Source organism: Pseudomonas citronellolis, from assembly GCF_029335315.1.
Classification (GTDB): domain Bacteria; phylum Pseudomonadota; class Gammaproteobacteria; order Pseudomonadales; family Pseudomonadaceae; genus Pseudomonas; species Pseudomonas citronellolis_A.
In genome coordinates, this window is record NZ_JARJLT010000004.1 from 62,678 (window position 1) to 82,809 (window position 20,132).

The window sequence follows — 20,132 nt, forward strand, 5'->3', positions numbered from 1 at the left end:
TGTCTACGATCTCGCGAGCCAGAGCAGAACAAGGCGCAACGACCAACGGGAGCAACAGCCGAAGGGCGAGCGCAGCGAGTCAAAACAGGCGAGTGACGGACCGGGCTCGCGTTCGAGTTTAGGCCGCTGAATGAGCCTCACTCGCCTGTTTTTAACGCCGTTATGCCGACGCGCAGCAGATCGTAGGCTGGTTCTCAGCGTGCGCTGATGCGCCAGGCCCGATGAATCTTCGGGTTGCGGGCGAAGTCCGGGTCCAGGGTCTGGGCGCTGATGTCCTCGACCTGGTAGCGCGCCATCACGCCGGCATCCAGCTCGAACTTGCGGAAGTTGTTCGAGAAGTACAGCACGCCGCCCTTGGCCAGGCGGGTCATGGCCAGGTCGATCAGCTCCACCTGGTCACGCTGCACGTCGAACACCCCTTCCATGCGCTTGGAGTTGGAGAAGGTCGGCGGGTCGATGAAGATCAGGTCATATTCGCCACGGTCCGCGCGCAGCCACTCCATCACGTCGCTCTGCACCAGCTTCTGCTTGTCGGAAAAACCGTTGAGCGAGAGATTGCGCCGCGCCCAGTCCAGGTAGGTCTTCGACAGGTCGACGCTGGTGGTGCTGCGGGCGTCGCCACGGGCGGCGTGCACGGTGGCCGTCGCGGTGTAGCAGAACAGGTTGAGGAAGCGCTTGCCGGCGGCCTCGCGCTGCAGACGCAGGCGCATCGGCCGGTGGTCGAGGAACAGCCCGGTGTCCAGGTAGTCGGTGAGGTTCACCAGCAGGCGGACGCCACCCTCCTCCACTTCCATGAAGCGGCCTTCGCTGTTCTGCCGCTCGTACTGTTTCTTGCCAGCCTGGCGTTCGCGACGCTTGATGACGATGCGCTCGGTGGGAATGCCGAGGGCCTGCGGCAGCGCCGCCAGGGCGTCGAGCAGACGGGCCTGGGCCTTGGCCGGGTCGATGGACTTGGGCGCGGCGTATTCCTGCACGTGTACCCAGTCGCGGTAGAGGTCCACGGCCAGGGCGTATTCCGGCATGTCCGCGTCATACACGCGGTAGCATTCGATCTTCTCGCGCTTGGCCCACTTGCCCAGCTGCTTGAGATTCTTCTGCAGGCGGTTGGCGAACATCTGCCCGCCCTCGCTCAGCCGCGCCGGCTCCACCGGCGCCTGCGGCGCGCCTTCCTGGCGAGGCTCGCCCCCCCGCTCGCCGGTCACGAACTGACGCGGCTCGACGGTGAACATCAGCAGCTTGCACGGCAGCGCGCCGTTCCAGAAAGCGTACTGCTTGTGGCTACGGATGCCCATGCGCTTGCCCAGTTCAGGCGCGCCGGTGAAGACCGCGGCGCTCCAACCCAGGCAGGCCTGGCGCAGGCGTTCGCCCAGGTGCTGGTAGAGATACAGCAGGCTGGCCTCGTCGCCCAGGCGCTCGCCATAGGGCGGGTTGCATACCACCAGGCCGCGCTGGCCCTTGTCCGGACGCGGTTCGAAGGTGGCCAGCTCGCCCTGGTAGACCTTGATCCACTCGGCCAGCCCGGCGCGCTCGATGTTGTTGCGCGCCGGCTGGATCAGCCGCGGGTCCGCCTCGTAGCCGCGAATCCACAGCGGCGTGCGCGCCAGGCCGGCGGCGGCGCGCTGCTCGGCCTCGGCCATCAGCTTGCGCCAGGTGACCGGGACGTGGCCCAGCCACTTGTCGAAACCCCAGCGCTCGCGCTTGAGGTTCGGCGCGATGTCGGCGGCCATCAGCCCGGCCTCGACCAGGAATGTGCCGACCCCGCACATAGGGTCGGACAGCGCCCCGCCCTCGGCGGCCAACTGCGGCCAGCCGGCGCGGATCAGGATGGCGGCGGCGAGGTTTTCCTTCAGCGGCGCGGCACCTTGTTGCAGGCGATAGCCGCGCTGGTGCAGGCTGTGTCCGGAAAGGTCGAGGGACAATACCGCCTGGCCACGATCCAGGTGCAGGTGCACGCGGATGTCCGGGTTGACCTTGTCCACTGTCGGCCGCCGGCCGTACTGGGCGCGCAGGTTGTCGACGATGGCGTCCTTGACCTTGAGCGCGCCGAAGTGAGTGTTGTCGATGCCCGAGCCCTTGCCGCTGAACTCCACGGCGAGGCTGCCGCCCGGGTCGAGGTGGTCGCCCCAACTGACCGCGTTGACACCCAGGTACAGCTCCTCGGCATTGGCCACTGGGAAACGCGCCAGCACCAGCAGCACGCGGTTCGCCAGGCGCGACCAGAGGCACAGCCGGTAGGCCGTCTCCAGGTCACCGCTGCCGCGCACCGCAGACACCTGCGCACGCGCATCGCTCAGGCCCAGGGCCTGGGCCTCGTCGAGCAGCAGGCCATCGAGCCCCTTGGGGCAGGTGAGGAAGAGTTCGTAGTGTTCGGACATCGCAATTCCCGGGCCGAAGCCCTTTCCAGTGGGGCCCTTGGGCCCCGTCGCCGGATGTTGCGCCAATGCGCTGGCATCCGGCCATGATTCATTTCAAAAGGTTTCCCGGCACCGTGACGGGAGGTCGCAGCCACTCGCCCGCTCGTCGGCGCAAGCATCGCGCCGGGAGTTCTGGCCGTTTGCCAGCCCATTTCGCCCAGGCCGCTGGCCATGCGGTTTCGGGCAATTTGCCCGGTCGCCTGGCGAAAAAAACTTATGGCCTGAGCCCATAAGAGTTAAGTCTTTATGACAAAACGATTGTTCACAGGCGCAAAGCCCATGGTTTAGAACTCAGCTTAACCCGTCACCGCAAAGGTGTCGGGCGGGGTCCGTCACGCCGGCAACGGAACCCATTTTTTGGCGGAATCGTCCGCCAGGCCTCCCCAGGGGGCCAACGGGACATAACAGTCAACAAGTGAGGGCAACACCCTATGAGAAGACTCAAGCGTGATCCGTTGGAAAGAGCCTTTATGCGCGGTTACCAGTACGGCATCAGTGGCAAGTCTCGCGACCTCTGTCCTTTCACCCATCCCACCACCCGGCAGTCCTGGCTCAATGGCTGGCGCGAGGGTCGCGGCGACAACTGGGATGGCCTCACCGGCACGGCCGGTCTTCAACGTCTGAATCAGATGCAACACGCCACTAGCTGACCAAGGATCACACCGATTTCCCCAAGGCCGTCCCATCCGGACGGCAGGGCGCAAGCCCAAGGGCTCCGAGAGGAGCCCTTTTTATTTACCCGCCCGCTGCGCCGCGGCGATGGCGTCCACCGACTCGCGGACCAGCGCCGGCCCCTTGTAGATGAAGCCGGAGTAGATCTGCACCAGGCTGGCCCCGGCAGCGATCTTCTCCGCCGCGTGGGCGCCTTCGGTGATGCCACCGGCGGCGATGATCGGCAGGCGCCCGGCCAGCTCGCCGGCCAGCACCTTGACGGTGTGCGTGCTCTTCTCGCGCACCGGCGCGCCCGACAGGCCGCCGGCCTCGTCGCCGAACGGCAGGCCCTCTACGCCTTCGCGGCCCAAGGTGGTGTTGGTCGCGATCACCGAGTCCATGCCCGCCTCCACCAGTGCGGCGGCGACCATGACGATTTCCTCGTCGCTCATGTCCGGGGCGATCTTGATCGCCAGCGGCACGCGCCGGCCATGCCGTTCGGCCAGGTCTTCCTGGCGCTGGCGCAAGGCTTCCAGCAGTTGCTTGAGCGAATCGCCGAACTGCAGGCTGCGCAGCCCCGGGGTGTTCGGCGAGCTGACGTTGACCGTGACGTAGCTGGCGTGGGCATAGACCTTGTCCAGGCAGATCAGGTAGTCGTCCACCGCGCGCTCGACCGGGGTATCGAAATTCTTGCCGATGTTGATGCCCAGCACGCCACGGTACTTCGCGGCCTTGACCCGCTCCACCAGATGATCGACGCCGAGGTTGTTGAAGCCCATGCGGTTGATGATCGCGGTGGCCTGCGGCAGGCGGAACAGCCGCGGCTTGGGGTTGCCCGGCTGCGGGCGCGGGGTGACGGTGCCGATCTCGACGAAGCCGAAGCCCAGTTGGCCGAAACCGTCGATGGCGTCGCCGTTCTTGTCCAGGCCGGCGGCCAGGCCCACCGGGTTGGGGAACTCGATGCCCATGACCTGCACCGGCAAGCTCGCCGGTTTGCCGCAGAACAGGCCGTTGAGCCCCAGGCGGCCGCCGGCGCCGATCAGGTCGATGGACAGTTCGTGGGAGGTTTCCGGGGACAGTTTGAACAGCAGCTCGCGGGCCAGGCTATACATGGTCGGGCATCGGTCGGCAAAATGGGGCGTTAGTATAGCCGCCCGGCCAGCTCCGGCGCGAGGCGGCGACGGCGCTTCGCGCCGGGTCACGGCGACGCATCCAGCAGGAGGTAAATATTGTCAGGGAATGGCAGCGCAACCGGCGTCGGCTTACCTATGCTTAGGGCTGTCCGCCGGGTATCAGGAGCTTTCCGTCGAACATGAACCAACCCCGCAGCATGGCCCAGCGTCTCGTCGCCATCGCACAACGCCTTGGTCTGGGCGCGGCCGACGTGCACAAGGTCACGCAACGCACCCGCGCCCTGGCGCTGAGCTTCAGCGCGCCGGCACCGTCAGCCGGTGGCATCGGCTGGCAATCCGGGGCGCCCCTGTACCGCCTGATCGACCTGCCGCGCGGCGCGCTGTCCGGCCCGGTGCAGGAAGACAAGGCGCGCGCCCACGCCACCCTGAAGAAGCTGGTGGCGGCGCAGCAGCATAGCGATCTCGAGGTCGACCTGCGTGAGGTGGATGGTCTGTATGGCCGCGGCGCGCTGGCCGACAGCGCGCTACCGGACTTCGAGGCGCTGGCCGCCAGCGACGCCGGGCGCAAGGTGCGCATCATCAGCTACAAGGATTTCGCCAAGGCCCTCGGTCTGGCCGTGCCCGGCTACGAACGCAAGGCGCCGCTTCACCTGCGCCAGGCCGACTGGCACGGCCAGCGACTGTTCCTGGAATGCGACAGCCACCCGGCCGAATTCGCCTGCGCCGTGGCCTACGCCCGCCGTCGCGGCCTGGAGCTGCGGCTGCCGGCGCGGCTCCAGCGCTTCGCCCTGCAAAGCGCCGCGCTGGACGACCTGGAGCGTCGCTACCACATGCTGGCGATGCCGACCCAGGCCTGGAGCGACCCCGGTTTCATGGGGCTGCTGCTCGATACCGGTCTGCCCTACGCGCGCTTCGGGCTGTTCAACAGCGAGACACCGGAGTCCCTGCTGCTACCCAAGGATCACCCCCAGGCCGACGAATTCGGCGCCGGCCTGCGGGCGATCGGCGCGCCCGACCAGTTGGCCTATCTGCGCGCCTGTCGCGAACGCCCCGCATAGGGTTACTCGTCTTCGTCCGCCGAGCCTTCCTCTTCCTCGTCGTCCAGCCACTCCTCGGTCAGCCAGCGCCCCGGGTCTTCGCGCAGGCCTTGCAGCACCGCGGCATGGCGGGAGCGCCACTCTTCCAGGTCGAGGTCGGCGCTGCGCAGCAGACCGGGATGCTGCTCCACCAGGTAGACGGCGGCGCGTTGCGCCGAGTCGGCGACCTTCCACTCCACCTCCACGCGGTCGACCGGACCTTCGTAGGCGATCCAGCGGGTGAAGTCGGGGAAATGAGTGCACACCCGCTCGAAATCCTCGTCGCGCATGCGTTGTACGCCGCGCTCGATATTCTCGATGGTTTTCGCCTTCATGCCGACGATCTTGCCGAACGCAGGGCGCTTGAGACCGGTCAGGGCACGCAGGCCACGTAGCCTTTCTCCAGCGGTAAACAGGAAACGTTTCTTATCCATGTGTAATCCATTTCCGGGCATAGGGGATACCAATAGTTTTCCCTAATATTTAGGATATTATCGGAAGGGCTTGACGACATTCCCCTCCCGATCAGCCTTGGCGATGGTGCAGGAAGCCGCATGAAAGAAAAAGAATCCTTCCGCCCCGATACCGGGGGCCAAAACTATTTTCTGACCCTGGAGCGTTTCGCGGAAATGCTCGGCATGTCCGATAGAATGGGGGTTCTGGAGGATTGGATCGCCCAGGGCAAGTTGCCGATGCGCGATTTTGACGGACAACGCCTGGTGGATCTAAGAGCATTCCTTCAGCTTGCGGAGAAGGGACCTACGCCATGAGTGACCTGGAACTGCCCCGGCTGTGTCAGCACGTCACCGACCTGGTGCGCGGCCGGCCGGTTCGCCTGGGCGACGACGAGTGCCAGGCGCTGCGGCCCTTCGTGCACATGGGGCTGCTGGAAATGCGCGAACCCGAGTGCGACGGCCAGGCCACCCACTGCCGGTGCCGCCACCCGCGCCTGTTCGAGTTCCACTTCTATTACCGCTGGCTGCCACGCAACGCTCAGCTTTTCCATCCGCAGCGAGAGTGACGCGCCCTCAGGCCTCGCTGTCGCGTTGCAGCGCCTCGAGGGCTGGCTCGGCGGGAATGCCGACCTCCACGCACAACTGCATGACCCGCTCCAGGTCCTGGCGGTACACCAGCACCGCCTGCAGTTCGTCATCCAGCGGCTCGCTGAAGTTCAGCAGCACGTAGCCGCCCTTCTCCGGGTACAGCGCCGAAAGCTGGACCTGGATGCGTTTCAGCGCGGTCAGGGCGTCGGCCTTCTGCAGCTGCTTGGCCTGCAGGACGAAGCTCACGCTCGGGTCGAAAGACGCGCGAATGCCCTCGAACAGCTCCTTGTAGCTGTCCCCCTGGAACAGCACGATGTCCGGCAGGCTGCCGACCACCACCCACTCGCCGAGCGGGATGGGGAAACTGTCGTCGTAGTTGATGTCCGGATTGGCGGCCAGGAAAGCCCCCGCGTCGGCGTAGGCCGCCGCGGCGTCCGTGGCGATCTGGCGGATCTCGTCCTCGCCCAGGCAGCCGGAGCTGATAAGGGTGATGAGTTCGACGAGTTGCTCTTGCATGGTGCGATCCTGAGGAAGTCTGACGGCGCCGCAGGATACCCGGATTCGCCGCGTCTTGCTGGCCCGGGGAACCTTCCGCGGCTTCCGGGTGTCGGAACTCGGGCCGACGATAGCGACTATCGACCGGCTTGATTTCCCAGGATGCCGGGCCTTCGCTAGCCTTTGTACATCCCCACTACCAAGCCCCGGGTGAAAACCTCATGTTCCGATCCCTCTGCAGCCTGCTGCTGGCCGCTCCCGTTCTGGTGGGCTGCGCTGGCCAGCCCGCGCCCAGCGACGAGCAGCATGTGTACAGCAACGATGAGGTCAAGGCCTTCGCGGTCAAGGCGCTGAGCGCCAGCAAGATGGACAGCCAGTTGTTCGCCCGCTACCGCCGCGCCCTGACCGAACCGCACCACGACGACACCGGCAGCTGATCCCCCGGCTCAGACTTCGCTGGTCTCGCTGCTCCTGCGGGCGGCGTCCTCTCCATCCTCGCGGATATGCTCCTCCACCCAGATCAGGTCGCCGACCTGGTCGTTGTGCAGCGTCAGCACCTGTTGCGCGCGCAGGCGCAGGTAGGTTTCCGAGGTGATGCGAAAACTCTTCGACAGAGTCTGCGCGCTGATGTCCGGCATGCGCTGACGGCGCGCGTAACGCCGCGCACGTATCTCGTTGTACTTGGCCCAGGCGAACAACAGCAACCCGATCAGGGTGGCGCACAGGGCGTAGGCCGCCAGGGTGCCGCAAGTGCGGATCAGCTCGTGCAGGAAGTCCAGTTGCGGCCCGTTGCGCGACGCGTCCGCCATCGCCTCGAAACCACGCACCAGCAAGTAGACGAAGCTCGCCCAGGCGCCCAGCGTGAGCGCGCCGTCGATGGCTACGTGCAGCCAGTGCTGCGGGGTCTTGATCAGGCTCATGTCGGGGTACTCCTCTTGATCCCGCGGTCCGGGCTGGTCCAGCGCGCGCGCTGCTGACGCACCTTGAGCATGACCTTGGGGAAACTCACCAGGGTGGTCATCAGGGTCACCAGCCAGAAGGCGAAGGGATACCAGATGACCCAGAACAACGAGCCGACCAGGCCTTTCTCGTAGCGCCGCTCGATCAGCAGGCTCAGGCCGAACTGCATCAGGCAGACCACCGCCAGCACCATGCCGGTGAAGGCCGGCGGCATGATGCTGTCGACCCGCAGCCCCGGCGGCAGCTCGACCGCGCGACCGAGCCCCCAGAGCAGGATGGTCAGGGCGAAGGTGAAGGCCCAGGCGGCCGACAGGCAGAACTCCACCAGCAGCGGCCACATGTAGCGCAGGCGCCAGCGCCAGATGCTGCGGATGTTCCTCAGCAGCACCTCGGCGCCACCCTGGGCCCAGCGCAGGCGCTGCTTCCACAGCCCGCGCAGGGTCTCGGGCATGAGGATCCAGCAGAGCGCGCGCGGCTCGTAGAAAATCCCCCAATGGTCCAGCTGCAGCTTCCAGCTGATGTCGATGTCCTCGGTGATCATGTCCGGGCTCCAGAAGCCGACCCGGTTCAACGCGCTGCGACGGAACGCGGCGACCACCCCGGAGACCGTGAAGACCCGGCCATAGACGCGCTGGGTGCGCTTGATCAGGCCGATGATCGAGGAGAACTCACCGACCTGTACGCGGCCGACCAGGGTCGAGCGCGTGCGGATGCGCGGGTTGCCGGTGACCGCGCCGACCCGCGGGTTGTCGATCAGCGGCGCCACCAGGTAGGCCACCGCGTCGGGGTCGAGCAGCGCGTCGCCGTCGATGCACACCAGGTATTCGCTGTGCGCCGCCAGCGCACCCATGCGCAGGCCGATGGCCTTGCCCTGGTTCTGCGCCAGGTGCAGCACGCGCAGCCGCGGGTGCTGCGCCGCCAGCTCGTTGAGCACTTCGCCGGTGTTGTCGCGGGAACCGTCGTTGATGGCGATCACTTCGATGTTCGCATAGCGCTGCGCCAGCGCCGCGCCTATGGTCTCGCGAGCGTTCTCGCCCTCGTTGTAGCAAGGGATGAGGATGCTCACCAGCGGTTCGCCCTTGAGCGCCGGCAGCGCTTCGCGCCAGGGCCAGTGGCGCTCCCAGTGCAGCCAGAAGTAGGCGCCGCCGGACATCCACAGCGCCGACATGAACAGCGGGTAGAAGAACACGAAGTTGAGCAGCAGCTCGCCCGTGGCGATCAGCGCTACACCGATGGGGCCGCCCAGTATCACCACCAGGATCAGCAGGGCTACGAGACGATCAGTCATAGTTTCGGATACCAGGATGAGGAGAACGCCGGGCGGATGACCTTGAGCGCCGGCTGGTCGTTGAGGAAGTCGTCCGGGTAGTACCCGTAGTGACGGACCCCGTTCCATTGCAGACGTTTCATCCAATCGGCGAGCTGCTGCGCGTCGATCGGCTTCAGCTGGCCGGCGCGCCAGTCGCGTGCCTGCAGCTCGAAGACGCTGTGCTCCAGGCCGCCGGGGCGCTTGGCCACCTGGCGCACCAGGCCGTCGAGCCAGGCGTTGGAATGGGCCACGTCCACCCCTTCCATCAGCGGCATGGCCATGGGCGCGGTCCAGTCGTAGGCGCCGAGGAAGTCGTCGAGGTTCTGCGCGAACCAGGTTTCGGCCTGCGGATCGAGGATCGGCTCGGCGAAGATGTTGCGTGCGGTCTTCACCTGCGGACCGCGAATCGCGCGGACCTTGCCGGCCAGCTCGCGGGTGAAGTCGACCAGGTAGCGGCTCTTGAAGCGCGTCCAGCGCTGCAGGGTCTGCTCGTCGCCGCGCAGCGCCGCCAGGTCGCCCGGCAGCCCGGCTTCTCGATAGGCGGCCAGGGCCGCGGGGCTGGCGTCTTCGAAGTCGGAGAGCAGCGCGTCGTCGTGGAACAGGATGCCGCGGAAGCTGGCGTGCCTGGCCAGGTCCTCGTAGATCTCGCCGATCTGCTGGCGCGCCCGCGGGTCGAACGGCGAAAGGCGCCGGTACTGCTTCGGGTCCACGGCGCTGGCGCCGGTCTTCGGGTCCCAGGCCTGCACCCTCGGCAGGTCGGCGGAGAGGTCGAACGCCAGCACCGGCATCCAGGCGTACACCGCCACTCCGCCGCGGCTGCGCAGTTGCCAGGCGACCCGGTTGAACAGGTCGGCGCGCATCGGCAGGTGACGGTTGGGGAAGTACAGCTCATGGATGTTGCCGTCGCCCTTGGGGTCGGCGAAGGCTTGCAGGAACACGGTGTTGATGCCCAGGTCGGCGATGCGCTGCACCAGCTTGCCGAGGTTGGCGTCGGTACGCGCCGGGTCCGGGTCGTAGACGTAGTCCAGGTCGACGTGAGCGACGCGCATCGGACTACGTTCCTGGATGAGGTTCATGTCGGAGGCGAACTCGTCGATCTCCGGGTCGCCGTTGACCAGGTAGCGCGGCAGGTCGCGCAGGTTATCGACACTGCCGATACCGTCGTCGAGGGTCAGCGCCAGGCTGTAGCCGTGCTCGCTGGCGATCTGCAGGGTGCTGCCGTTGGCCGCGCCATAGGGCCAGACCCAGACGCGCGGGGCCTTGCCGGTGATGCCCTGGAGGGTGGCGCTGATCGAGCCGACGTCCTTGTCCAGGCGCTGGCGGAATTCGGCGTCGGTCTCGTAGCGTTTCTCGGCGGGCAGGTACAGCCGGTTGGCCGCCGCCGGCAGCGTGTTGCCCTGGGGATTGCCCTGCAGGCCCAGGTGCGAGGCGTAGGTGTGCGCGCCTATCTCCACCAGGTTGGACTGCGCCACTTCGCGCACCTGGTCGACAGTGAGGAAGCGCTGGCGCGGGCTGGGCAAGCCGCCGAAGTCCACCGGCTGGTTGGCCGGGGTCTTCATCCAGACGCCGACCGGGGCCATCACCGCCGGCCAGTCGTAGGCCTTCAGCACCGGCAGCACGCGGGTGTAGAAGCTGCTGTAGCCGTCGTCGAAGCTGAGCAGTACGGGCTTGTCCGGCAGCGGCGCGCGGCCCTCATGGGCGGCGAGGATCTGGTCCACCGAGACGGCGTGGAAGCCCTGCTCGCGGAGCCAGGCCAACTGGTCGATCAGGTGCGCGGTGCGGGTGGTGATGTAGGCCTGGTTGGAATCGTCGTCCTCGACGTCGTGGTAGGCCAGGGTCAGCAGGCGGCCGGCCGGCCAGGGCGATTCGCTCACCGCCACGGGGCGCTCCTTGGGCGCCACGAATGGCGGCGCCTCGGCGGCGCAGCCGGCCAGCAGCGCGGCCAGGCAGAAGCAGAAGGTACGGAAGAAGGCGCTCATGTCGGGTGCCCTTAGAAGCGGTAGTTGATGTCGAGCATCAGGCGGAAGTCCAGCTCGCGGTCGCCGTCGTAGGGGCGACTCATGGCGGTGAGGTTGATGCCACCGTCGAAGCGATCGTCGAACTTCAGGCGCTGCCCGTAGCCGATCAGGGCGATGGGGTCGGTGCCATGGTTCTGCTGGGTGTAGGTGCCGACGCCGAACTGCGCCTGCTGGCTCCAGACCGTCTGGTAGCGGCGGTAGAGGATGTGGTCCAGGTCCAGGGTCGGCAGCACGCTGAGGTCGCGCTTGGGGTTGAAGTAGGGCACGTCGTCCGACTTGCTGTTGTGGCTGGCGCCCACTTCCAGGCCGAGGTCGGCTTTCAGGTAGGGCTGGCTGTAGACCTGCTGCTTGCCGGTCCAGACCAGGCCGACGCGCTGGTTGCCGTCGCTGAAGTGCTGCGGCGTGGCGCTGAGCTTCCACTCGCGGGTTTCGTCCTGGCGCCAGCCCAGCCAGGCGCCGACCGCGTTGGAGCGGATGCCGCTGTTGAGCGCGCGCAATGGCGTCTCGCGCGACAGGTAGTCGGCGCTCCAGCCGTACTGCCAGTGATCGTCGATCTCGTGGCTGCCGGCCAGGCGCGCGCCGGCTTTGTCGCCGTCGCCATAGTCGTTGTGCGACAGCTCGCCCTCGAGGGTGTTGCCGCGCTCGCGCCACTCCACGCCGGCGCGCTGGTAGCGGTAGTGGCCGGTGCCTTCGACGAAGTCGCCGGTGGCATAGCCGACGCCACCGAAGACCCGCCAGTTCTCGTCGATCGGCGGGCTGTAGAGCACGCTGTCGATGCCGAAGTCGCGGTCGCCGACCGCCTCGCCGCCACCGGTGCTGTGGCCGTCGTAGGCGCTGACGCGCAGTTCGAACATGTGCTGCACCTTGCGCAGCTTGTCCAGGCGCTGCGCCGAGAGCTGCTCGGGGAAGCGCTGAATGACGTCGTCGGCGAGCAGGTCGGCCTGGCGCCACTCCTGCAGTTCCAGGGCGGTGTTGCCCTGCGCCACTTCCACGCCGAGGTCGCGCGGGCCGAGGGCCTCGGCGCTCTTCAGCTCGGACTCGGCGCGGCGCGGCCAGCCGCGCGCCGAGTAGACGCCGGCGAGCCCGGTGCGCAGGCCGCCGTTGGCCGGCGCCGCGTGAGAGAGTTCCTCGAAAGCCTGCTGCGCCTGGGGCAGCTGGTCATTGAACAGGTAGGCGTTGGCCTGCAGGATCTTCGCGTCCAGGCGGTTCTCGTTGGGGTGCCCGGCGGGCGCCCCCTGGGAATACAGCAGCACCGGCTGCTGCGCCACCAACTGGTCGGCCATCGGCTGCAGTTGGCTCAACTGCTCGCACTCCACCAGGGCGTAGAACAGCCCCTGGTTGTCGTCCATCCACTCCGGGTCCTTCGGCGAATCGCTGGCCAGCACCTTGCGGTAGAGGTCGGCGGACGTCTCCGGCTGGCGCAGGTACAGGTAGGCGCCGGCGACCCAGCGCTCGGCGTAGGCCGGCACGGCGACCTGCTCCTTGAGCAGTTGCTCGTATTCGTCGACCACCTGCTGCATGCGCACGCGGGCATGCAGCGCGCCAAGCCGATCGACGCGCACGCGGTTGCGCTCGAGCTTGGCCTCGGGCTGCTCGGCCCACTGCTGCATCAGGCGCGCGGAGCTGGCGATGGCACGGTCGGCGACTTCGAAGCGATCGACCTCACGGCGCGCCGGAAGCTGAGCGAAGCGCACTTCGCGAGCCAGGGCGTCGGCCTGCAGGCGCCGCGCCTGGGCCTCGTCGATCAGCCCAGGCCGGGCGGTACCGATGCGCAGTGCCGGTTCCGCCAGGTGCGCGCCCTCCAGGCCGCGCAGGTACTCGCGCTGCACGTAGGCCTTGTCCGGCGCCAGCTCGCGGGCCTTGTCCAGCTCGAAGAGCGCGGCGTAGCGCCGGCCGGCGCGGGTATGCACATAGGCCAGGGCGATGCGTGCATCGGGGTCCTGCGGCAGGTCGCGGACCAGGTCCTGGCCACGGCGCAGGGCTTCTTCGCTCTGCCCGGCGTCGGCCAGGGTCATCACTTCGCCGACGCGCAGGGCGCCGAGCCTGGGCGCCAGGGCCTGGCCGCCGCGGTACGCCGCCAGGGCCTCCGGCCAGCGTTTGAGGTTGCGATAGGCGCGCGCCACCACGGCCAGCGAGTCGGCGCTCAGCGCTTTCGAACCCCGATTGGCTTCGTAGACCTGTACCACCTCGGCGTCGCGCCCGGCCCAGCCGGCGATGGCGATGTGGTCGTTGAGATAGCGCGGCGTGGCCGGCTGGCCGGCGAGAAAATCCAGGGCCGGCGCGTAGTCACCGGAGCGCGCCTTGATCACCAGGGCGTCGTAGCCGTCGTCGGCCCGCGCCATCGTGCTGCACAGCAGCAAGCCCGCGACCAAAGCGCCGCAGGCGCGCAACGAACGCGGATGGCGGCCAGGGAAACGCAGTGGCCAAGGGGCCGGCAGATCGAGAACTTCGTCGGGGCTTCGCATAAGACTGGTCTGGTCACTGTGACTGTGGCGGCCCGTGCGGCGCGGCTTGCTGCCGTTCGCGTCGGGGCGTGGCGAAATACGCAGGTGGCCTAGCGCCCGGTCTGGCCGGGATCTTGAGTGCGCGCCGGGCGCGCCCGCACCGGAAGGGCGGCAATCGCGCGCGGGCAGACGGAGGCGTGGGAAACGCGGACGGGTCTGAAGGGGTTCAAGCTACGCACTGCCAACTTCCTGTAGTTGAGCGCCAGTTCTTTCGGCGATGAGCGTGGACCGCTGCCTACCGCGCGGCCCGCCAGCCTCAGGAAGGGCAAGCGGCGGCCACGACAGGACAACCAAGGGTGCAACCCGGAATTTGTCAAATTGTCGACTAAATCTCGAAACAACTCAATACATCGTCAAATTAATGACGAAACGTCACAACACCGTCGCCGTAAGTTTGACACCAACCCAACGAATTGCAGGGCGAATTACGGTGCGGCGGCGATTGATTGGAGTTAACCCGAAAGTCCTGCGCACCTCCCCGGCAAATCGCGGGCAAAAGAAAGCCCCGCCGAGGCGGGGCTGTCTCAAGCGGGTCGATCAGGCTACGGCGACGCCGTGCTGCCCGCTCTGCGCCAGGTCGACCAGCTCGCGGTTGGCTACCGCGTACATCGCGTAGTCGGTGCTGCTGGAGGCACGCAGCTCCACCAGCATGGCGCGCCAGCGCGCCACCATCGTGCGGTGCTGCTCGGCCCACAGGGTCACGCGCTCACGCATGTCTTGCGGGCCATCCTGCATCTGCAGGACCGAGACGGTGATCGCCCGCTGTTGCCAGTCGAGATCGTCGCGGAAGGCTTCGCGGGCCAGCGCCTGCCAGTTGTTCTCCACCGGCAGGCTGCTGATCTGTTGCAGGTACCAGGTCAGCTCCAGCTCGCTGCCGATGGCGAAGTAGGCGCGCGCCACCTCGGCCGGGTCGCGGCCGGTGACGTCCGCCGCCTCGATGATCGGCAGCAGGGTGTAGAGGTGGCTGGTGCCGGCGACCATGCGCGCCAACAGCTCCGGCACGCCGGCATCGACGTAGGCTTGGTAACGCGCCTGCCACAGCTCGCGGGTCGGGCCTTCGAGCAGCTCGTTGAGCTTCAGCCCCAGCGCCGCGATGCGCGGGCCGAAGTGAGCCACGTCGCGGGCGGCGTCCTGTTCGTTGCGGCGGCTGCGCAGGAACCAGCGGGTGGCGCGGCGGCCCAGGCGCATCAGTTCGTCCATCAGGGTCAGCTGGACTTCCGCCGGCACCTGGTAGTCGAGCTGCTCGATCTGGCGGAACCAGTGCGGCAGGTGGAACACGTCGCGGACGATCACGTAGGCGCCGGCGACGTTCGCCGGGGTCATCCCGGTGGACTCCTTCAGGCGCTGCACGAAGGTGATGCCCATGTGGTTGACCAGGTCGTTGGCGATCTGCGTGCTGACGATCTCGCGCTTCAGGCGGTGCCTGCGCATGGCCGGGCCGAAGGTCTCGACCAGGGTCTGCGGGAAGGCCGTCTCCATGTCGCGGGTCAGGTAGTCGTCGTCCGGCACCAGCGAGCCCAGCAGCTGCTCCTTGAGGTCGATCTTGCTCCAGGAGATCAGCACGGAAAGCTCCGCGCGGGTCAGGCCCTGGCCGGCGGCGATGCGTTCGGCCAGGCCCTCGTCGGTGGGCAGGAACTCCAGCGCGCGGTCGAGCTTGCCGCGGCTTTCCAGGTCGTTCATCAGCCGCTTGTACTCGGCGATACGCTCGCGGGCGCGGCGCTCGGCCAGGGACAGCGCCTGGGTCTGCTTGTAGTTGTTGCCCAGCACCAGGTCGCCGACCTGCTCGGTCATCTCGGCCAGCAGGCTGTTGCGCTGCTTGCCGGTCATGTCGCCGGCGGCCACCACCTCGTTGAGCAGGATCTTGATGTTCACCTCGTGGTCGGAGCAGTCCACGCCACCGGCGTTGTCGATGAAGTCGGTGTTGCAGGCGCCGCCGTTGAGGCCGAACTCGACCCGGCCCAGCTGGGTGACGCCAAGGTTGCCGCCCTCGCCCACCACTTTCACGCGCAGCTCGCGGCCGTCCACGCGCAAGGCGTCGTTGGCCTTGTCGCCGACGTCGGCGTGGCTTTCCTTGCTGGACTTCACGTAGGTGCCGATGCCGCCGTTCCACAGCAGGTCGACCGGCGCCTTGAGCAGCGCGTTGATCAGCTCGGTGGGGGTCAGGCGTTCGGCCTGGATGTCGAAGCGCGCGCGCACTTCCGGGCTCAGCGTGATGCTCTTGGCGCTGCGCAGGAAGATGCCGCCGCCGGCGGAGATCAGCTTGGCGTCGTAGTCCGCCCAGCTGGAGCGCGGCAGGTTGAACAGGCGCTGGCGCTCGGCGAAGCTCGCCGCCGGGTCCGGATTCGGATCGAGGAAAATGTGCATGTGGTTGAAGGCCGCGACCATCTGCAGCTTGTCGGACATCAGCAGACCGTTGCCGAACACGTCGCCGGCCATGTCGCCGATACCGATGACGGTGATGCTGTCCTTCTGCACGTCGATGCCGCGCTCGCGGAAGTGCCGCTGCACCGAGACCCAGCCACCACGGGCGGTGATGCCCATGCCCTTGTGGTCGTAGCCGGCGGAACCGCCGGAGGCGAAGGCGTCGCCCAGCCAGAAGTTGTATTCGGCGGAGATGCCGTTGGCGATGTCGGAGAAGGTCGCGGTGCCCTTGTCGGCAGCGACCACCAGGTAGGGGTCGTCGGGGTCGTGGCGCACCACGTTGGCCGGCGGCACGACCTGGCCTTCCTTGAGGTTGTCGGTGATGTCCAGCAGGCCGGAGATGAAGATGCGGTAGCAGGCGATGGCCTCGGCCTGGATTTCATCGCGGCTGCCGCCGGTCGGCAACCGGCGCGGGATGAAGCCGCCCTTTGCCCCGGTGGGCACGATCACCGCGTTCTTCACCTGCTGCGCCTTGACCAGGCCCAGCACTTCGGTGCGGAAGTCTTCCTCGCGGTCGGACCAGCGCAGGCCGCCGCGCGCCACGTCGCCGAAGCGCAGGTGCACGCCTTCCACGCGCGGGCAATAGACGAAGATCTCGTACTTGGGCACCGGGCGCGGGATTTCCGGGATCGCCTTGGGGTTGAACTTGAAGCTGAAGTAACCCTTGTTCTGGCCGGCGGCGTCGGGCTGGTAGAAGTTGGTGCGCAGGGTGGCCTTGATCAGGTCCAGGTAGCGCCGCAGGATGCGGTCCTCGTTGAGCACCTGGACGTCGTCCAGGGCGCTGAGGATGGCCTGTTCGAGCTTCTGCTGCTTGTCTTCCAGGTCCTCGGCGGTGAGCTTGCGGGCCAGGTAGAAGCGGGTCTTGAACAGCCGCACCAGTTCGCGGGCGATGTCCACGTGGGCGTTCAGCGCACTGGCGATGTAGCCCAGGTCGAAGCCCAGGCGGATCTGCTTGAGGTAGCGCGCGTAGGCGCGCAGCAGGGCGACGTCGCGCCACGGCAGGCCGGCGGTCAGCACCAGGCGGTTGAAGGCGTCGTTCTCGGCGTCGCCGTTGACGATGTGGACGAAGGCGTCCTGCAGCGTCTCGTTGAGCTGCTGGATGTCCACATCCAGGCCTTCGGCGTAGGTGAAGGCGAAGTCGTGGATCCAGTACTCGCGGCCGTTGCTGTGGCGCAGGCGGTAGGGGAACTCGCCGAGCACGCGCAGGCCGAGGTTTTCCAGGATCGGCAGGACGTCGGACAGCGCCAGCGGCGCGTCGGCGTGGTACAGCTTGCAGTGCAGTTGCTGGTCGCTCTGCGCCAGCGGCTGGTAGAAGCTCATCACCAGCGGGCGGGCGTCGGACAGGCTGAGCAGGTGCTGCAGGTCGACCACCGCGAAGTGCGCGGCGAAGCGCTCGCGGTAGCCGGCCGGGAAGCCCTTGGGGAAGTCCTCGAGGATGTTGGTGCCCTGCCCTTCGCCGAAGTTCTCCACCACCAGCGCGGCGTAGTCGTCCTGCCAGGAGCGGCAGGCCTGGATGGCCTCTTCCTCGAGCCGCTTGGTGTCGATGTCGATGCGCGTCTTGGGGTCGACGCGCAGGATGAACTGCACGCGGGCCAGGGTCGACTCGGAGAAGAAGGTCCAGAACTCGCAGTCGCTGGCCTTCAAGCGCTCGCGCAGGACCTGCTCGATCTTGATCCGCGTCTCGGTGGAATAGATGTCGCGCGGCACGTAGGCCAGGCAATAGCAGAAGCGCCCGTAGGGGTCCTTGCGCAGGAACAGGCGGATCTTGTTGCGCTCCTGGATCTGCACGATGGCCATGGCGGTGCTGAACAGCTCGTCCGCCGGGGTCTGGAACAGGTCGTCGCGCGGCAGCACCTCGAGCACCTGGGCCAGTTCCTTGCCCAGGTGGCCGTTGGCGTCGAAGCCGGAGCGCTGCTCGACTTCCGCCACCTTGCCGCGGATCGAGGGGATGTGGCTGACGCTCTCGTTGTACACCGAGGAGGTGAACAGGCCCATGAAGCGGAACTCGCGCAGCACCTTGCCCTTGGCGTCGACCTCGCGGATCGACACATAGTCCGGGTAGGCCGGGCGGTGCACGCGGCTGGGATGCGAGGCCTTGGCGAAGGACAGCAGCAACGGCTCGCGCAGGTAGGCCACCGCGTAGTCCTCGATGTGCAGCTCTTCCTTGCTCAGGCCGGTGCGCAGCAGCTTGGTCACGCCGAGGAAGGACTTCTCGTCATAATTGACCCGGCCGCCATCGGCCTCGTCCACCACGGTGAATTCCTCGTAGCCGAGGAAGGTGAAATGGTTGTTCAGCAGCCATTCGAGGAACGCCCGCACTTCGGCGACTTCCTCGGCGCGCGCCTTGGCCTTCGACTTGCCGAGCCAGGCCAGCAACTCCTCGGCCTTGCCGCGCATGGCCGGGAAGTCGGCCACCGCCACGCGCACTTCGCCCAACACTTCCAGCAGGCTCTTCTCCAGGGTGCGCAGCTCACCGATGTGGGAGGCGCGGTCGATCTCCAGGTACATCAACGACTCGTGGCGCACGTCCTTGCCCTGGCTGTTCTTCGGCAGCAGCTCCAGCAGCTCGCCCTTGGCGTTGCGGCGCACGCTCAGCACCACGGTCTGCAGGGTGTGGATGCTGTAGCCGCGGCGGTTCAGCTCCATGCGTACCGAGTCGACCAGGAACGGCTGGTCCGGGTGCAGCACCTGCACGGCGGTGTGCGTGGATTGCCAGCCGTGCTTCTCGTAATCGGGGTTGTAGACGCTGACTTCCGGCGCGGCGGCGTCGAAACGCTCCAGCAGGCGCCAGGAAGACAGGGTGCAGCCGACCAGGTCGGACAGGCGGCGCTGGGTCAATTCGTCGAGGGAGATGAGGCTGAAGAACTGTTCGGCGAACAGGGCTACTTGTGGCAGCACCTTTTCGCCGACGTGCTGCGCCAGGGCCGATTGCAGTTGCTGCTGGAAATCGGCTTTGCTGGCCGCGGTGAAGAACGCCATGGTCAATGCTCCGCTTGGCTTGTCATTGGTTGAAGCAAGGGCTTTCTCGAACTGCGAATCGCGCTGCCGAGGGCCGAACGTCGGCTTCCGATCAAGTTCAGCAGATGCTGGGCATTAATCCAGGCAGGAAAAGCCCCGGTAGTGGCGGACGGACCGGTCGGTCACGATTCACCTGCCGAGCTTAACGAGCCTGCGCGGCGAAGGGATTACCAAGCCGCGACATATTCGTTCATGCAGGGGTAGCCGGGACGACCGTGCCAGGCAGGCGACAGGAGTTGTCGCGGCGCGATGGCAAGATCAAGGCCCTGAGCCACTACGGAACGGACGCCATGCAAGCCGCCCCTCCGCTGCAGCGCCCGCTGCTGCGCCATCTCGCCAACCTGCTGGTCACGCTGCTCGGCCTCGCCCTGCTGGCCCTGGCCTGGCTGCTGCAGCCGGCGTTGATCCAGTACCTGCTGGCTGGCGCGCTGCCGGTCTACCTGGGCGTGCTGCTGCCACAGCTGGTCGGCCGCCGCGAGCGCCTGCGGCGTATCCGCGCCGCGCGCGCGGCCTCGGTGGAGCGCTGGGGCTTCTGCAGCCGCGACCGCCCCGGCCCCTGGGTCAACTACATCGACTTCCCGCTGACGGTGTTCTGCGACGAGGCCCGTGGGCGCTATTTCTATAGCGAGTGGCTGGTGGTCCACGACGGGCGGATCATCGTCAACCCCGGCCACAGCGAGGTCGACCTGCGAAGCGGCGAGGTGCGCTACCGCTTCGAGCTGCCACGCACCTACGCCTGGGATGGCTGCTCGCCGAAGATTCCCTTCTACTGGCTGGCCATCTTCGGCACGCCGGACTGGTGGGAACACCTGGAAGACGTCGCCTGCATCCGCGACGGCGAGGTGCGCCGCAAACAGGTGTTCTGGCCCCTGGCGCACCACGCCAGCCTGGTGCACGACGCGCTCTACCAGTTCCTCAACGTCTCGCCGCTGGACAAGGCCTGCGCCGACCGCCTGTTCCGGCGCATGCTGCGCGACGCCGGGATGCCCCGCGCAGTCGCCTTCGTCTACTACCTGGCGGTGATCGTCGGCGGCGCGCCGAAGATGCGCGGGATGCGCAACGGGAACAGCCGGTTACGCTGCCTCACGCC

15 protein-coding genes are annotated in these 20,132 nt (G+C 67.2%); 6 read left to right on the forward strand and 9 right to left on the reverse strand.

Annotation, left to right across the window (positions count from 1 at the left end):
* Positions 1-194 precede the first annotated feature (194 nt).
* Positions 195-2,375: a bifunctional 23S rRNA (guanine(2069)-N(7))-methyltransferase RlmK/23S rRNA (guanine(2445)-N(2))-methyltransferase RlmL gene (gene rlmKL, locus P3W75_RS00345; RefSeq protein WP_276225380.1), complete on the reverse strand. Its 2,181-nt coding sequence runs from the start codon at positions 2,373-2,375 to the stop codon at positions 195-197.
* 470 nt (positions 2,376-2,845) lie between these two features.
* Between rlmKL and rmf the strand changes: the two genes are divergently transcribed.
* Positions 2,846-3,064, forward strand: coding sequence for a ribosome modulation factor (rmf, locus tag P3W75_RS00350; RefSeq protein WP_009621292.1), 219 nt, complete (start codon positions 2,846-2,848; stop codon positions 3,062-3,064).
* 81 nt (positions 3,065-3,145) lie between these two features.
* Here rmf and P3W75_RS00355 read toward each other — a convergent pair whose 3' ends face one another.
* Positions 3,146-4,177, reverse strand: a complete 1,032-nt coding sequence (locus P3W75_RS00355) for a quinone-dependent dihydroorotate dehydrogenase (RefSeq protein ID WP_276225381.1) — start codon at positions 4,175-4,177, stop codon at positions 3,146-3,148.
* Positions 4,178-4,377: 200 nt separating this feature from the next.
* Here P3W75_RS00355 and P3W75_RS00360 point away from each other — a divergent pair, with 200 nt between their 5' ends.
* Positions 4,378-5,256, forward strand: a complete 879-nt coding sequence (locus P3W75_RS00360; RefSeq protein ID WP_276225382.1) for a DUF6685 family protein — start codon at positions 4,378-4,380, stop codon at positions 5,254-5,256.
* Positions 5,257-5,258: 2 nt separating this feature from the next.
* Here P3W75_RS00360 and P3W75_RS00365 read toward each other — a convergent pair whose 3' ends face one another.
* Positions 5,259-5,708, reverse strand: a complete 450-nt coding sequence (locus P3W75_RS00365) for a helix-turn-helix domain-containing protein (protein WP_276225383.1) — start codon at positions 5,706-5,708, stop codon at positions 5,259-5,261.
* A gap of 120 nt (positions 5,709-5,828) precedes the next feature.
* On the opposite strand from P3W75_RS00365, the gene P3W75_RS00370 reads away from it, so the two are divergent.
* Together P3W75_RS00370 and P3W75_RS00375 are read left to right on the forward strand one after the other, a co-directional pair.
* Entirely contained in the window at positions 5,829-6,044 is a 216-nt protein-coding gene (locus P3W75_RS00370) for a DNA-binding protein (RefSeq protein WP_276225384.1), read from the forward strand.
* Positions 6,041-6,295, forward strand: coding sequence for a hypothetical protein (locus tag P3W75_RS00375; protein ID WP_276225385.1), 255 nt, complete (start codon positions 6,041-6,043; stop codon positions 6,293-6,295). Before P3W75_RS00370 ends, P3W75_RS00375 begins: the two co-directional genes overlap by 4 nt.
* Before the next feature lie 7 nt (positions 6,296-6,302).
* Here the strand turns inward: P3W75_RS00375 and P3W75_RS00380 are convergent, their stop codons facing one another.
* The gene (locus P3W75_RS00380) at positions 6,303-6,833 is read right to left on the reverse strand and encodes a hypothetical protein (RefSeq protein WP_276225386.1); all 531 of its coding nucleotides are present in this window, start codon (positions 6,831-6,833) and stop codon (positions 6,303-6,305) included.
* A gap of 200 nt (positions 6,834-7,033) precedes the next feature.
* Here P3W75_RS00380 and P3W75_RS00385 point away from each other — a divergent pair, with 200 nt between their 5' ends.
* A complete protein-coding gene (locus P3W75_RS00385; RefSeq protein WP_276225387.1) occupies positions 7,034-7,249 on the forward strand; it encodes a hypothetical protein in 216 nt (71 codons plus the stop codon).
* Positions 7,250-7,258: 9 nt separating this feature from the next.
* Here P3W75_RS00385 and pgaD read toward each other — a convergent pair whose 3' ends face one another.
* From pgaD to P3W75_RS00410, 5 genes are all read right to left on the reverse strand, one after another.
* Positions 7,259-7,732 carry a poly-beta-1,6-N-acetyl-D-glucosamine biosynthesis protein PgaD gene (gene pgaD / locus P3W75_RS00390; RefSeq protein WP_276225388.1) on the reverse strand — a complete coding sequence of 158 codons (474 nt, stop codon included), beginning with the start codon at positions 7,730-7,732 and terminating at the stop codon, positions 7,259-7,261.
* Positions 7,729-9,060, reverse strand: coding sequence for a poly-beta-1,6-N-acetyl-D-glucosamine synthase (gene pgaC, locus P3W75_RS00395; protein WP_276225389.1), 1,332 nt, complete (start codon positions 9,058-9,060; stop codon positions 7,729-7,731). The genes pgaD and pgaC overlap by 4 nt, the downstream gene beginning before the upstream one ends.
* Positions 9,057-11,060, reverse strand: a complete 2,004-nt coding sequence (pgaB, locus tag P3W75_RS00400) for a poly-beta-1,6-N-acetyl-D-glucosamine N-deacetylase PgaB (protein WP_276225390.1) — start codon at positions 11,058-11,060, stop codon at positions 9,057-9,059. Before pgaB ends, pgaC begins: the two co-directional genes overlap by 4 nt.
* A gap of 11 nt (positions 11,061-11,071) precedes the next feature.
* Complete coding sequence (gene pgaA, locus P3W75_RS00405; protein ID WP_276225391.1) at positions 11,072-13,441, reverse strand: poly-beta-1,6 N-acetyl-D-glucosamine export porin PgaA; 2,370 nt, start codon at positions 13,439-13,441, stop codon at positions 11,072-11,074.
* Between the two features lie 699 nt (positions 13,442-14,140).
* On the reverse strand, positions 14,141-19,003 hold the full coding sequence (locus tag P3W75_RS00410; RefSeq protein ID WP_276225392.1) for an NAD-glutamate dehydrogenase: 4,863 nt from the start codon (positions 19,001-19,003) through the stop codon (positions 14,141-14,143).
* A gap of 329 nt (positions 19,004-19,332) precedes the next feature.
* Between P3W75_RS00410 and P3W75_RS00415 the strand changes: the two genes are divergently transcribed.
* Positions 19,333-20,132: DUF1353 domain-containing protein (locus tag P3W75_RS00415; RefSeq protein ID WP_276225393.1), on the forward strand; the 800-nt coding region annotated here is incomplete at its 3' end.